At 63.2% G+C, this 13571-nt stretch carries 12 protein-coding genes; 1 reads left to right on the top strand and 11 read right to left on the bottom strand.

Annotated elements, in window-relative coordinates:
- Positions 1-132 precede the first annotated feature (132 nt).
- From P0D89_RS46760 to P0D89_RS46745, 4 genes are all read right to left on the bottom strand, one after another.
- A complete protein-coding gene (locus tag P0D89_RS46760) occupies positions 133-735 on the bottom strand; it encodes a TetR/AcrR family transcriptional regulator (protein ID WP_408369015.1) in 603 nt (200 codons plus the stop codon).
- An 85-nt stretch (positions 736-820) separates the two neighbouring features.
- Positions 821-1822 (bottom strand): 4-hydroxythreonine-4-phosphate dehydrogenase PdxA, encoded by a 1002-nt coding sequence (gene pdxA / locus P0D89_RS46755; RefSeq protein ID WP_408378818.1) that lies wholly within the window; start codon positions 1820-1822, stop codon positions 821-823.
- Positions 1819-3162, bottom strand: coding sequence for a four-carbon acid sugar kinase family protein (locus tag P0D89_RS46750; protein ID WP_408369011.1), 1344 nt, complete (start codon positions 3160-3162; stop codon positions 1819-1821). The genes pdxA and P0D89_RS46750 overlap by 4 nt, the downstream gene beginning before the upstream one ends.
- A complete protein-coding gene (locus P0D89_RS46745) occupies positions 3159-4154 on the bottom strand; it encodes a 2-keto-3-deoxygluconate permease (RefSeq protein WP_408369009.1) in 996 nt (331 codons plus the stop codon). Before P0D89_RS46745 ends, P0D89_RS46750 begins: the two co-directional genes overlap by 4 nt.
- Before the next feature lie 343 nt (positions 4155-4497).
- On the opposite strand from P0D89_RS46745, the gene P0D89_RS46740 reads away from it, so the two are divergent.
- Entirely contained in the window at positions 4498-5295 is a 798-nt protein-coding gene (locus P0D89_RS46740) for a DeoR/GlpR family DNA-binding transcription regulator (RefSeq protein WP_408369007.1), read from the top strand.
- A 67-nt stretch (positions 5296-5362) separates the two neighbouring features.
- Here the strand turns inward: P0D89_RS46740 and P0D89_RS46735 are convergent, their stop codons facing one another.
- The 7 genes from P0D89_RS46735 to P0D89_RS46705 form a co-directional block, all read right to left on the bottom strand.
- Entirely contained in the window at positions 5363-6520 is a 1158-nt protein-coding gene (locus P0D89_RS46735; RefSeq protein ID WP_408369005.1) for a M20 aminoacylase family protein, read from the bottom strand.
- A gap of 81 nt (positions 6521-6601) precedes the next feature.
- Complete coding sequence (locus tag P0D89_RS46730; protein ID WP_149668926.1) at positions 6602-6913, bottom strand: NIPSNAP family protein; 312 nt, start codon at positions 6911-6913, stop codon at positions 6602-6604.
- Between the two features lie 386 nt (positions 6914-7299).
- Entirely contained in the window at positions 7300-7965 is a 666-nt protein-coding gene (locus tag P0D89_RS46725) for an SRPBCC family protein (RefSeq protein WP_408369003.1), read from the bottom strand.
- Positions 7966-7974: 9 nt separating this feature from the next.
- The gene (locus tag P0D89_RS46720) at positions 7975-8856 is read right to left on the bottom strand and encodes an NAD(P)-dependent oxidoreductase (protein WP_408369001.1); all 882 of its coding nucleotides are present in this window, start codon (positions 8854-8856) and stop codon (positions 7975-7977) included.
- A 15-nt stretch (positions 8857-8871) separates the two neighbouring features.
- Complete coding sequence (locus P0D89_RS46715; RefSeq protein WP_408368999.1) at positions 8872-11226, bottom strand: xanthine dehydrogenase family protein molybdopterin-binding subunit; 2355 nt, start codon at positions 11224-11226, stop codon at positions 8872-8874.
- On the bottom strand, positions 11219-11707 hold the full coding sequence (locus tag P0D89_RS46710) for a (2Fe-2S)-binding protein (RefSeq protein WP_408368997.1): 489 nt from the start codon (positions 11705-11707) through the stop codon (positions 11219-11221). The genes P0D89_RS46715 and P0D89_RS46710 overlap by 8 nt, the downstream gene beginning before the upstream one ends.
- A 3-nt stretch (positions 11708-11710) precedes the next feature.
- Positions 11711-12586, bottom strand: a complete 876-nt coding sequence (locus P0D89_RS46705; protein ID WP_408368995.1) for an FAD binding domain-containing protein — start codon at positions 12584-12586, stop codon at positions 11711-11713.
- Between the last annotated feature and the right edge of the window lie 985 nt (positions 12587-13571).

Genomic DNA, 13571 nt, shown 5'->3' with positions numbered 1-13571 from the left:
TCGTGTGGGGTTGTGAAACGTAAAGTTCTGCATTGAGTCTCTCTTTCTTACATTCAAATGACCGGTCGTCTCAAACCGGAATAAACGGTTGCCCGGATTGAAACCAGACGCCGTTCAGACCAGCGACGACCGTTACCGCGGGGATTTGAAAAACAGATCGAACATTGAATCCACACAAGCCTTCAGCGGCTCGACCGAGTCGTCCAGCTTCATGCGCAGCAGGCTGCCTTCCCACGCGTTCCAGAAAAGGTCAGCCATTGCATCGGCCGAAAGATCGCGCCGCACGGAACCGTATTCCTGGCCGCGCCGCAGATAATCGGCACAGCCGACACGCCATTCAGTGACCGTCCTGCGCGCAGCGAGCCGGCACAGATCGCTCGACTGCGCAATCTCGCCTGCAAAGTTGCCGACCAGACAACCGTAGCGGTCCTCACAGTCTTCGTAGTCGGCTACGATGCGCACGTAGATACCGCGAAGCGCGAGTAGCGGATCAGCTGACGCCGCTTCGAGCGAATACTGCTTCCATTCGGCGGCCTGCTCCTGCGCGTAGTGATGCAGAATCGCGGCGCCGAATACCTCTTTACTCTCGAAGTAGTTGTAGAACGAGCCTTTCGGCACGCCGGCACGCTCGACGATGTCTTTTACGCCGGTGCCGTGATAACCCGTTTCGGCGAATAGCGCGACACCCGCTTCGAGTAGCCTTTCGCGAAAGTCTTCAGTGCGTCGTGTGTGCATAAGCATTGCAACTACAGCCCTAACGGCACGCTGTCACTCCGCGCGAGCGGGCGGCACCGTGCACATACATCCATTTCAAGCCGCGTCAGACGCGGCGCGTCGCGAGTTCGGCGCCTTGACGCAGTGCTTCGAGCAGGCTGCGTTCGTCAGCGATGCCTTTGCCCGCGATATCGAACGCCGTTCCGTGATCGACCGAGGTACGGATCACATCGAGGCCCACCGTCACGTTGACGCCGGCTTCGAGGCCGAGCACCTTGACCGGACCATGGCCCTGATCGTGGTACATCGCCACCACCAGATCGAAGTCGCCGCGTCCCGCACGGAAGAACAGTGTGTCGGCAGGGAGCGGGCCTTCGATGTTCCAGCCGCGTTCGCGCAAGATCTGCACGGCCGGAACGATCTTTTCCTCTTCCTCGCCATAACCGAACAGGCCATTTTCGCCAGCATGCGGGTTGATGCCGCACACGGCGATGCGCGGATTGGCAATGCCCGCTTTTACCAGCGTCGCATGACCTCGCTCGAGCGTGCGTTGCACGAGGCCCGGCTCGATCTTGCGGATCGCATCGATAATGCCGATGTGTGTCGTCACGTGAATCACACGCAGTTTCGGTGCGACCAGCATCATCGACACCTCCTCGATGCCCGTGAGGTGCGCGAGCATTTCAGTGTGGCCGGGATACTTGTGACCGCCGGCGTGCAACGCTTCCTTGTTCAGCGGCGCCGTGCAGATCGCATCGATCTCGTCGGCCTTCGCGAGTTCGACGGCGCGCGCGATGTACTGATACGCGGCGTCGCCTGCGAGCGCCGACAGCGCGCCGAAAGGCAAGTCGGCAGGAATCAGCGCGAGGTCGATGCAGTCGATGGTGCCCCGTTCATATTGCGCGTCCGACGGCTTCGCGATGCGGCGCACTTTCGTGCTGCCGCCGACAATCCGGTTGGCCTGCTCAAGGCGCGCCGCATCGCCGATGACAAGCGGGCGGCACTGCCGATAGACGGACTCGTGCGTCAAGCTCTTGACGACGATTTCCGGACCCACGCCCGCTGCGTCGCCCATCGTGATGCCGATGACTGGAAGATAGTTGCTCATGATGTTTTGCCTGAATGACGTTGGTTCGTTTCGCGCGCCGGCGAAGATGTCGTTGTGCCGCTCGGGTGAGTCGATCCGGACTCGCTGTAAGCGGACTCCGGTGCGCCCCGCAGATGAACGTAGGCGCCATACAGCGCGTGCTCGCTGCCAAAGGCGCCGGCTTTGGTGACGACGGTGAGGCGCGGGTTGCCGTGCGGGCGGCCCACCGCCACCCCCGGCTCGATTTCCGAAAGCAGTTGCAGGCTGTCGATGCCGGCTGTACCGAGCATTGCGCGCGCGGTTTCGCCGCCCGTCGCGATCAAGCCGCTCAGATGCGTGAAAAACGGTGCGACGAGCGAGGCGAGCGCCGCCGACAATTGGGCGCCCTCGGCGGGATCGAACCGATCGTCGCGGCCAATTCGCACCAGCAAGTCGGTGTGCGCGCTCAGATGCGCGCCGACGCGCGCTTGCCAGCCCGCCCACTCCAGATGAAGCTCGCCGGCCCGCAGCACGACCGGCGGCACGATCAGTTCGCCCACGCCCGCACGCTCGCGCAGCATGGTGCATTGCTGTTCCGAGACGGCGGACAGGCTGCCCACCAGAATCAGGATCGCGCTGCTCTGCTGCTCCGGCTCCGGCGGCACGTGTTGCGCGGCTTCCGCGGCAACGTCGAACAGGTCGCTCAACGACGCCAGTTCGCGAGCCAGACCGCCTGAGCCGACCCAGAACAAAGCTTGGTCCATCGACGCCGTCGCCTGCGCGAGTGCCTTCAAATCCGCATCCGTTTCCGCATCGACGATGAGCGCCTGCGCGCCGCTCTTCGCCACCGCGGCAATGGCATCGCGCAACGCTGCCAGATCGCCACGCAGCGCGTCGACACCCAAAGCCGCGGTGCGCAATCCGGCCGCCTCGACCATGGCGTTGAGGTCTGCGCAATGCGCGGCGTGTTCCAGCTTCCACGTTTCCGTGTTTTCGAGCGGCACGCCGCGCACGAATACGCGGCCCTCACGCACGGTGCGTCCGGTCGCGGGAAAGGCCGTGGCGACGACGGCGAGGCCCGCGAGCGGCTGCAACGCGGCTACTTCCGCTGCCCAGTTGCCGCGCAAGGTCGAATCGATTTTCTTGTACAGACGCCGGCCCGGCCCGCGCTGCGCCAGCCACGCGGCGCAGGTGCAGTGCGCGGCTTCGGCCGGCAGCATGCGGCGTGTGTCCGTGTCCACCGCGATCACCTCCGCCGCGCCCATCGAGCGCGACGCATTCAGCGTAACCGCCGTACTGCGCCCCGCACCCGCGAACGCAATCGCGCAGTCGGCGGCGCCGGACAGGTCGTCGGCGATGATCAGAATGCTCGTGTTGCTCACCGGGTCGCCTCCAGGGCGGCAGCGCGACTGGCGTCGGCATGCTTGCCAACCCGCTTCGCGACGGCCGCGGTGAGGATCGGCGACACGATCGCAGTCACGACGACACACGAGGCGACCAGCAAGGTCGCGCTTTTCGCGGCCTCGGCATAGACCGGGTTGGCCGCTGCAATCAGCGCCGGCACAGCCGCTCCGTTGCCTGCCGTATTGGCTGCCGCCACGCCTGCGACACCCGTGCCGCCGGTCAGCCGATCGGTCAAATACAGAGGGATGCCCGTCACGATCACCACCGCGACGCCGAGACCCATGCCGAGCAGGCCGGCCTGCCATACTCTGTGCAGATCGAGGCTCGCGCCCAGTGCCAAGGCGAAGAACGGAATCATCACAGGCACGGCGCGGCCGAGAAAGTTGCGCATCTCGCGGTCCAGATTGCCGAGCAGCATGCCGGCCGCGAGCGGCAGGATGCTGCCGACCAGCGTCTGCCACGGAAACGCCGACAGCCCGGCCACGCCGAGCGTGACCATCGTAAGGAACGGACCTGATTCGAGCGACATGACTGTGTAAGCGCCGACGTCTTCCGACCTGCCATATTGACCCATCAACGCCATGTACAGGCCGCCGTTCGTGTCGTTCATCGCGGCGACCACCGCCAGCGTCGACATTCCCGCGAACAGCCCGGACGAAACCGGCTGCTCACCCAAAAAGTGGCCCAGCACGACACCCACCAGAATCGCCGACCCAACCTTGGCCGCGAATAGCGCCCCGCCCTTCTTGAGCAGATAAGGCGTCGCCTTCACATCGATCGACGAGCCCATGCACACATAGAACACGGCGAGGATCGGCAATGCGCCGGTAAACAGCGCATTCGTGAACGAGCCGAAAAACTTCGGCATGCCCGGCAAGAACGTGGCGATCAGTGCGCCGAACAGCAGCGGAACGATCATCATCCCGCCCGGGACGCGTTCGATCGCGCGCTTGATAGGAAGCTGGGCCATCATTGTCTCCTGTTTGAAAATGATCGATACAATCACATATATTGATTGATTCGATCATTCAGAGTGTACGTGACGAAACGACTATGCGCAATTCAATCATCAACAGGCTCGATAGGTCAGTAAATTTGCTGCATTAAGTCGGTTCATGCGGGACGCGAGACAAAATTGATTGAAACGATCAAAATAGGCTAGAAGCACTTGCATACCGTGATGACGCCGCGGGCGCCGCGCGCCCTGCCTGCGGCGTTGCCCCGACCACTGGTTTGATTACACTTACGCCCGTCGGCGCCTTTCCCGCCTCTTGCGCGCACCATCCGGACGACCCACTACCCTCTCTGTCACCATGAAAGTTACGAACCGCCGCGAGGCAATGCTGAAGGCCGTCCTATCCGGCATGAACGACGTCGGCGCCCTGTGCGAGCATTTCGGCATGTCCGAAGCAACCGTGCGGCGCGACCTGCGCGCGCTCGCCGACGAACGGCTCATCGTGCGCACGTATGGCGGAGCGGCCGCCTCGGTCGGGATTCACGAACCCGAAGAGTCGCTCGATCTGCGGCGCGAAAGTTTCCGCGAGCAAAAGGATGCGATCGCGCAGGTGGCGGTGAACCACGTTCAGGACGGCGACACCATCTTTCTCGACGGCGGCACCACCACCGCCGCAATGGCCCGGCTGCTGGCAGGGCGCCGCGACATTCGGGTGGTCACCAACAACCTGCTGGCAATTGGCCTGCTCGCATCGAGCGACGTGCCGGTCACGCTGATCGGCGGCGACCTGCGGCCCTCTAGCATGAGTACGCTCGGGCCGCTCGCGCAGATCGCGTTGAACCGCCTGTCCGTCGACAAGGCCTTTCTAGGCGCGGACGGTGTAGTCGCTGGCCGTGGGCTCTGCGAGGCGACCGCCGAGCAGGCCTATCTGAAGGAATGCATCATCAGGCAGGCGGCCAACGTCTTCGTGCTGGTGACGTCGCACAAACTGGATCGCGCGAGCCAGCAGCACTGGACACCACTCGAGCGCGACTGGACCCTGATAACCGATGCTCAACCGGGCGCGCCGGAATTGGCAACGTTCCTGCTACACAGCGAAGTGACGATCGAAACCGCGTCGCAGCAGCTGCGCCAGCCTCTGACTCACGGAAAGTGATCGAGTCTCGAGGGGCCGGCGCCGCAGCTCTTGCGGACCAGGTAGTCGCACAGGACAGCGCGAGGCTTCAGACACGCGCAGCACCAAACGCCTTCACGAGGTTCACCCAATACGACGCACCGGTAGCCAATGCGTCGTCATTGAAGTCGTAGTGCGGGTTGTGAAGCGGGGCGCCAGGCCTGGACCCGTCGACGCCCATCCAGACATACGCCCCCGGCCTCTCCTGCGCCATGAACGCGAAGTCTTCCGAGGCCATCGACGGCTTACAGCCCAGCGTCACCTTCGCAGCACCGACAGTCGCGCGCGCCGCCTCGAGCGCCACGTCGGCTTCGGCGGGCGCATTGACCGTTGCCGGATAGCCGTAGCGGTACGACAGCGTCGCTTTCGCGCCATGCGCCTGCGCGGTCAGTGTGCCGATTTCGTCCAGCAAGCTCCGGACGAGCTCCTGCACGCCGGCATCGAAGCAGCGTACGGTGCCGCGAATCACAGCGCGATCGGGCAACACATTCCAGGCCTCGCCGCCATGAATCTGCGTGACGCTCACCACGCATGCTTCCTTCGGCGAGACGCGCCGGCTCACGATAGTCTGCAGCGCGATCACGACATGGCTCGCGCAGACCAGCGCATCGATCCCCTCTTCCGGCATCGCGGCGTGCGAGCCTTTGCCGTCCACCAGAATCTCGAACGTATCGAACGAGGCCATCATCGGACCACGGTTAATCGCGAAATGGCCGAGCGGCAAGCCAGGCCAGTTGTGCAGACCGAATACCGCGTCACACGGGAAACGCTCGAAAAGTCCGTCTTCGACCATGACGCGGCCGCCGCCCGCAACCTCTTCGGCCGGCTGGAAGATCACGTGCACCGTGCCGTGCCAACCGGTATCGCGGCTCAGCGAAGCGGCGGCGCCCAGCAGCATCGCGGTGTGGCCGTCGTGACCGCATGCGTGCATTTTTCCGTGGCATTGCGAACGGTGCTCGAATTCGTTGTACTCCACCATCGGCAGCGCATCCATATCCGCACGCAATCCGAGCGCAGGGCCGCTCCCCCTTCGCAGCGTACCGACCACACCGGTTTTGCCGACTCCCTCGGTCACTTCAAAACCGTACTCGCGCAGTACCGATGCAACCAGCCGCGCCGTCGAGACTTCTTCGAACGCGGTCTCGGGGTGCGCATGCAGTGCACGACGCCACGTCACCATGTTGTCCAGCAATTCAGCTTCAGTCATTGATTACCTCACAAGCAGACTGCGGCGCGACAAGCAACGTTGCACATCCGACAGTCAGAAAAATTCACCACTTCTGCTGCTTCAGTCAGCCGGGCAAAACGGCACGGGCGCAAGGAACACCGATTCCTGATGCACCAGGTACGGCAGGATGCGAGGCGTGAAAGCTTGCCAATGGGGATCGGCGGCGAGCTTCGCGCGCTGCGCGGCGCGATGCGCATAGTCGTCATAGCCCCAGCAGAACACCACCGAATTCAACGTACCCGAGTCTTTAGTCCAGCAGCCCTTGAGCCGTGCGTACTGACTGATGATCTCAAGCCCCTCGCGCTCGTAAATTTGCAGAAACTCGCCCACCTTTCCCGCCGTAATCTGGTACGTACGCATTTCCACCAGCATGATTGCCTCCTGTTGCAATTCAACCGCTCACAAAACGACGGCCGCCGGACACACTGTCACGCGGCCAGACAGACCTGTACTCCACCGCAACATAGAAGGTGTGACGGCCGCCCGCGCACACCGCGACCTGATTCGGCGTCGACGTGAGCTGCCTCTGCAAGGCAGGTCAACTCCATTAGGATGACTATTTTTCTGCTCACGAAACTTCCTGCCGAATGAAAAATGGATCTGATCAAACGCTGGACTAAAGAACAAACGAGGTTGCCACTGGAACGGCTTTTGATCCACCACAGCGCGCTCACGCATTGCCGTGCCGAGCCTCCTCACCACTCAAAGCGGTGCCTGGCCTGCGCGCTCACCGGGCACCACCATCGCGACCCGGACCATCAAACCGCGTGCCCGATAAAAAATCCAACCAGCAAGCCGAACAGACCCGAACCTGCACCGACCAGCCAGACCTGCAGGCCGGGTGTCGGGGCGGATTCTGGCATGACGGTGGTCGGCTTCGTCTCGCCATGCGGCTGACGTTGCACGCCGCCGATCAGCGGCGCGTTGTCCGGCCGTGTTTGCGGCGCCGGCTCGATGTCTGGCATAGAGTTCGCGGGCGCCGACTGCTTTTCGATGTGCGCCTTCAGCGCGCCGAAGAAGGCGTCGAGATTCTTGCCCGCCGCGGACTGAATCAGGCGGGACCCCACGCTCATCAGCTTTCCGCCGATTTCGACATCCGCGTCGTATGCGAGCACGGTCGTCTCGGCTTGCGGTTCGAGTTGCACGCGCGCGGTGACCTTCGCAAAGCCCACTGCGCCCGCATTGCCCGTGCCGACAATCGTGTAAGCCCTGGGGGGATCGAGATCCGACAACTCCACATTACTTTTGAAGGTCGCCGCCACCGGACCGACGCGAATCTGCACGGTCGACTCGAAATGCCGCTCGTCCAGCATCGCGAGCGATTTACACCCGGGCAGACACGCCTCGAGCACGGCAGGATCGTTCAGCGCACGCCACACGGTCTCGGGTCGTGCGGGGAGAATGCATTGATCAGCTAACTTCATCGCCGCTCCTCAGCGCTCGTAAAGCTTGAAGAGCGCCTGGGTGCCGTTACGCGTAAAGCCTTGCTCGGCGAGCTTCTGATAAAGACTGCGAACCAGATCCAGACCCGGCAACTCACGTCCCATGTGAGCGGCTTCCTCATGCGCAATCCGCATGTCCTTGATGAAATGCTCGATAAAGAAGCCAGGCGCGAAATCGCCTTTCGCGATGCGCGGTCCGAGGTTGTTCAACTGGAAGCCGCCAGCCGCGCCACCGCCGATCGCGCTCAATACGGTCTGCGGATCCAGTCCGGCGCTGTGCGCATAGGCCAGGCCTTCGCACACGCCCAGCATCGTCGATGCGATCACGATCTGATTGCACAGCTTGGTGTGCTGACCCGCGCCCGGTCCGCCTTGCAGCACGATGTTCGTGCCGAGGCAGCGCAGCATCGGCTCGACGCGCGCGAGCACGTCGGCCGCGCCGCCCACCATGATGGACAGCCGTCCCTCGCGCGCGCCGATATCGCCGCCCGAAACGGGCGCGTCCAGCATGTGCACGCCGCGAACCGCGGCGTGCGCGGCTAGCTCTTCGGCCAGTTGCGGGCTCGACGTCGTCATGTCGATCAGCACGGCATCGCGCCGTGCGTTCACGATCAGACCGTCGTCGCCGAGATACAGCGCACGCACGTCGTCCGGCATGCCGACGATCGTGATGATCACGTCGGATGCTTCCGCGAGTGCCTTCGGCGTGGCGTGCCAGGATGCGCCCGCTTCGATAAGCGGCTCGGCCTTCGCACGCGTACGGTTGTAGACGTGCAACGGATAGCCGGCTGCGGCGAGCCGCGCCGCCATCGAGGCACCCATGATGCCGAGGCCGATAAAGCCGACAGCGGGTTTGCTTGCAGATTGATTCATGATTGTTTGATCCGGTCAGAGTTTGTCGCGCAGCAGGTCGCGCAACAGCATGGGAGTCAAAGGGTGACGGTCCGCCACCACGCCGAATGGCGCTAGCGCGTCGTTCACGGCATTGGTCAAGGCGCCGAGCGCGCCCATCACGCCGCCTTCGGCCATCCCCTTGATGCCCGCGGCCGTCGCGCGGCTAGGCGTATGCAACGGGATGATTTCGAAATTGGGTAATTCGGTCGAAGTGGCGATCAGGTAGTCGGCCAGCGAGCCGGTCACGTTCTGTCCCGTTTCGTCGTAGCGCGTATGCTCGAACAACGCGCCGGACAGTCCCATCGCCACTGCGCCGTGTTGCTGCCCTGTCACCACGGTGGGATTGAGCAGCGTGCCGCAGTCTTCGGCGATCACGTAGCGCGCAAAATGGATCGCACCCGTGGCCACGTCCAGCTCGATCTCGCATCCGTGCGTCGAATTCGAATAGGTCATCGGCGGCGGATCATAGGTCAGGTGAAACTCGAGGCCAGGCGTGAGCCCCTGCGGCAGCGAAGTAGGATCCATATAGGCACGCCGTGCCACGTCGGCGAGCGTCAGACCCGTCTCGACCCACGCGTCGCCGCTGCGGCGCTCGACGCGCGCGTCGACAAGTCGAAGCGAGTCGCTATCGGGCAGTTCGAGACAACCGGCGGCAATTGCGAGCACCTTGCGGCGCGCATCGAGCGCGCACAAATAGAGCGCGCCGCCGCCCGCCGTGCCGCTGCGGGCGCCGCGGCTGCCCATCCCGTATGGCGCGATATCGGTGTGGCCCAGATGAATGCGCACACTCGAAGGATCCACGCCCAGGCCTTCAGCCACCGCATTGGCCATTGCGCTTTCATAGCCCTGTCCGCTGGGGCCGAGACCCACCGACGCGTTCACGACACCACTCGGCTCGATACGAATCCAGCTTGCCTCGTGTCCCGAGCCCGGAATGCCGGCCGATTTATAAAAGCGCGAACCATACGTCGTCGGCTCGACCACGTTGCACAGGCCTAGCCCGAGATAGCGGCCGGCTGCCCGCGCCGCCTGCTGGCGCGCGCGAAAAGCGTCGTAGTCGAAGGCCGCCAGCACCGCCTCAAAGGTCTGCGACGGCGTAATGTCGGCCAGCAATTCGCCGGTGGCCGTGCGGTAAGGCAGTTCCTCCGGCGTCAACAGGTTGCGGCGGCGCACTTCGACCGGATCCAGCTTCAGCTCGCGCGCAATCGCTTCCATCGTGCCTTCCATGACCCAGCTGGTGATGGACATCGGCGCGCGCATGGGTGCATTGCCACATTTGTGACTGAGCACGACCTTCACGTCGAACGCGTAATGCTGCAGCCGGTACGGTCCACTCAACACCATCGCGACGACGCGCGCAAGGTAGTTCGCCGGGAAGAAGCAATACGCGCCGAAGTCTTCGCGGATCTCCAGATCGAGCGCGAGCAGCGTGCCGTGCTCATCCACCGCGGCGCGCGTGCGGCAGAAGTCTTCGCGGGAATTGGCCGCCGCGGTCAGATTCTCGAGACGGTCTTCGCGCCAGCGCACCGGCCGCTTCAAATGACGTGCGAGTGCAGCAACGGTCAGCTCTTCGCGGTACAACGCGATTTTCTGGCCGAACGAACCGCCGACGTCAGGCGAAATCACCGTCACCTGCGACTCGCTGAGTCTGAGCCGTTGCGCGAGCTGAGTGCGCAAAGGATGCGGCACCTGGGTTCCGATGTGGAACGTCAAGTGGTCGCGACCGGCGTCCCAGACGGCTGCGCAACCGCGCGTTTCGATGGGCACATGGGTCTGCCGCTGCTGCTGAAAGGTCGCTTCGACCACGCGGTAGGCTCCCTGGGCCACGCTCTGCGGGTCGCCGTTCGAGTAGGTCTGGTGCGACACAAGGTTGCCGGGCACCCCTGGGTCGACTTGCGCGGCATCAGCTTCGAGCGCTTGCCACATATCGGTCACCACTGGCAACGGCTCGAACTCGACCATGACCTGCTCCGCCGCGTCTTCTGCGAGGTACCGGTCGGTTGCAACCACACACGCGACAAGATCGCCCTGAAAGCGCACGATGTCGGTTGGCATCGTTGCGAACTCGACCGGCAACAAGCCCTCGACTGGCGCAGCGACACGCATCGGCGTGGTCCACTGAGCCAACTCCCGTCCGGTGACAACGGTCACGACACCAGGCATGCCGATAGCCGCTGCGGTATCGACCGAAACGATCCGCGCATGCGCATGCGGCGAGCGCACGAAGCTCACGTGCAGGGCGCCCGCGATTTCGATATCGTCGAGATACCGACCATAGCCCGTCAGCAGGCGATAGTCTTCGGGGCGCGGCACCGCCTTGTTGAGGTAGCGAAACGTCTGCTCAGACATCGGCGCTCTCCCCCCGCATCCGCGCGGCCGCGCGCAGGATCGCCCGGACGATGTTCTGGTACCCGGTGCAGCGGCACAGATTGCCGGAAAGCGCCTCGCGCACCTCTGACTCAGATGGGCTTGGGTGCTCGCGCAGATAAGCCTCGAAGGTCATCACGATGCCCGGCGTGCAAAAGCCGCACTGCAGGCCATGACACTCATGCATCGCCTGCTGCAGCGGAGAGAGGCGGCCATCCTGCGCGACAGCTTCGATCGTGGTGATCTGCGCTTCGTCCATCTGAACGGCGTAGGCGAGGCACGAGCGCGCCGGACGGCCGTCGATCAGCACAGTGCATGCGCCACACACGCCGTGCTCGCAGCCCACGTGCGTGCCGGTCAGACGGCAGTCTTCACGAAGCACATCGGAAAGGAGCTTGCGAGGCTCGCAATGCACTTCGTGACGGGTGCCGTTCACATCGAGATAAATCGTTTTCTTTTCCATGATTCAATTGGAGGTCGTGTCGACCGACCGCGTGGCGCGTTGCAACGCTCGCGCCGTGAGCGCCTTGACGAGATCGCGCCGGTAAGCGGCGCTGATGTCCGGTTGATCGTACGGTTCGATAGCGCCAGCCACCGCGTCGGCGATTGCAGCAAGAGTCGGCGCATCGACCGGAGCGCCTACGAAGCCCGCAGCGAGATCGTCCAGCACAAGCGGGACGTCCGCCACGCCGCCGAGGCCAATGCGCAGACTGGAGAATCTGTTGCCATGGACCATGGCGGTAAGTGCGCAAGCCGCAATCGCAAAGTCGCCGTGCCGCCTGCTAAACACTTCAAATGCGTGCCGCTCGCCCAGGCGTGCAACCGGGAAATGCACGGCTCGAATGATTTCTTCGGCGGCAAGATCGGTCGTCATCACCGCAATCAGGAACTCCGTGGCCGGCACCTCGCGGCTACCGTCCGGTCCGACAATCTCAATGCTCGCACCCAGTGTGCTTGCAACGAGCGGCATTTGCGCAGCAGGATCCGCATGGGCAAGGCTGCCCCCTAGCGTGCCGCGCTGGCGAATCGCGTAGTGCCCAATGGTCGCGGCCGCTTCCGCGAGCAGCGGGCAAGCGGCGCGCACCGTGCCACTGGTGGCCACCTCGTGATGGCGCGTCATCGCGCCAATGGATAGCGACTCATCCGCAAGCGTCACGCCGCTGAGTTGCGGCAATGCGTTGAGGTCGATCAGATGTGCCGGCTGCGCAAAGCGCATGTTCATCATCGGCGCGAGGCTTTGCCCTCCCGCGATGACTTTGGCGTCAAAGCCGTGCAGCGCGAGCAGCGACAGCGCATCTTCAAGCGTGTGAGGCCGGTGATACGAAAATACCGCGGGTTTCATGGGTTCTGCACCTTCAGGTTCACGCCGCTCGCCTGATCGAAAGGTGCAGACGGCGGCGGTTGATCGACAGGGTCACGGGTTCACCGACCTTGCAGGAGCGTTCCCTGCCAACACAAAAAAAGCATCGACTGTCTCAAACATTGCAGGCCGATAGACCTATCGGAGCCGACCGGCAGCAACGAGGCGATGTCGTCTGTCGGCGAACAATCGGTCGAGTCAGCGAGCCCCGCGGCCGCCGACAACTTTACAAATCGACGACGACTGTTCCCGAATCTATAGACGACGTGACTCATGGCTCGCTCCGAAGGGTTACGCGGCGCTGTTCACAATTGGCGTAGCCGCTGATTCATCTACCTCTTGAGACGTGAAGATATCTCCGAAAACGTAACTCGTCAATTGACGATATAAAGATTGTGAAAAATTTTTTCCCCGCAGATGCTGCAGGGCTGCTGAGCACAGCATACCGTTTTCCCTAGCTTTTTCGCCCCATTTTGTCTGATCAACTTCCCGGTTCAATCGCAACCCTGGTGATCGTCGATAGACGAATTACTTGAAAAACTTCGACACTGGGTGAGCTGTGGGAGAGCAAGATGGCGGGAATTCTGCGGAGATCGGGCACGCACGGAACGCCGCCCAGGATGGACGCACGTGAGTCACATAGGCGACGGAGGCGGTTAGAAAGTGATGGCCGCCGGCCTGGTGAATCCACCGAACCGGCAAACTGCCCGGCGCGTCACGCCCGGCCGGTTCCAGCGCCGGCGGGTGTGACGACATGCCGGCCAGAAAGGCGCGGACGTGCGCCGCAATCCCCGCGTCGGAAAGCGCAGTATTGTCGTTCGAGTAGATGCGGCTCGCGTTGCCGAATGGAAAGCGTCCTCGTAGGCCCCGTGCAACGCGAGATTGCTTTGCTGTATCCCTGCGTGACCAGACCTCGGCCGATGAATTAGCCGTTCATGCGGCCGCCCACAACGTCCGCCACCAGCAG

Origin of the sequence: Paraburkholderia sp. RL18-085-BIA-A (assembly GCF_046027075.1) — a bacterium.
Classification (GTDB): domain Bacteria; phylum Pseudomonadota; class Gammaproteobacteria; order Burkholderiales; family Burkholderiaceae; genus Paraburkholderia.
This window is presented reverse-complemented; position numbering and strand designations above follow the sequence as displayed.

What these genes read in the sequence shown, in the direction of transcription:
- P0D89_RS46760 (WP_408369015.1), bottom strand. Translation starts at nt 735, where the DNA reads ATGCACACACGACGCACTGAAGACTTTCGCGAAAGGCTACTCGAAGCG.
- pdxA (WP_408378818.1), bottom strand. Translation starts at nt 1,822, where the DNA reads ATGAGCAACTATCTTCCAGTCATCGGCATCACGATGGGCGACGCAGCG.
- P0D89_RS46745 (WP_408369009.1), bottom strand. Translation starts at nt 4,154, where the DNA reads ATGGCCCAGCTTCCTATCAAGCGCGCGATCGAACGCGTCCCGGGCGGG.
- P0D89_RS46740 (WP_408369007.1), top strand. Translation starts at nt 4,498, where the DNA reads ATGAAAGTTACGAACCGCCGCGAGGCAATGCTGAAGGCCGTCCTATCC.
- P0D89_RS46735 (WP_408369005.1), bottom strand. Translation starts at nt 6,520, where the DNA reads ATGACTGAAGCTGAATTGCTGGACAACATGGTGACGTGGCGTCGTGCA.
- P0D89_RS46730 (WP_149668926.1), bottom strand. Translation starts at nt 6,913, where the DNA reads ATGCTGGTGGAAATGCGTACGTACCAGATTACGGCGGGAAAGGTGGGC.
- P0D89_RS46725 (WP_408369003.1), bottom strand. Translation starts at nt 7,965, where the DNA reads ATGAAGTTAGCTGATCAATGCATTCTCCCCGCACGACCCGAGACCGTG.
- P0D89_RS46720 (WP_408369001.1), bottom strand. Translation starts at nt 8,856, where the DNA reads ATGAATCAATCTGCAAGCAAACCCGCTGTCGGCTTTATCGGCCTCGGC.
- P0D89_RS46715 (WP_408368999.1), bottom strand. Translation starts at nt 11,226, where the DNA reads ATGTCTGAGCAGACGTTTCGCTACCTCAACAAGGCGGTGCCGCGCCCC.
- P0D89_RS46710 (WP_408368997.1), bottom strand. Translation starts at nt 11,707, where the DNA reads ATGGAAAAGAAAACGATTTATCTCGATGTGAACGGCACCCGTCACGAA.
- P0D89_RS46705 (WP_408368995.1), bottom strand. Translation starts at nt 12,586, where the DNA reads ATGAAACCCGCGGTATTTTCGTATCACCGGCCTCACACGCTTGAAGAT.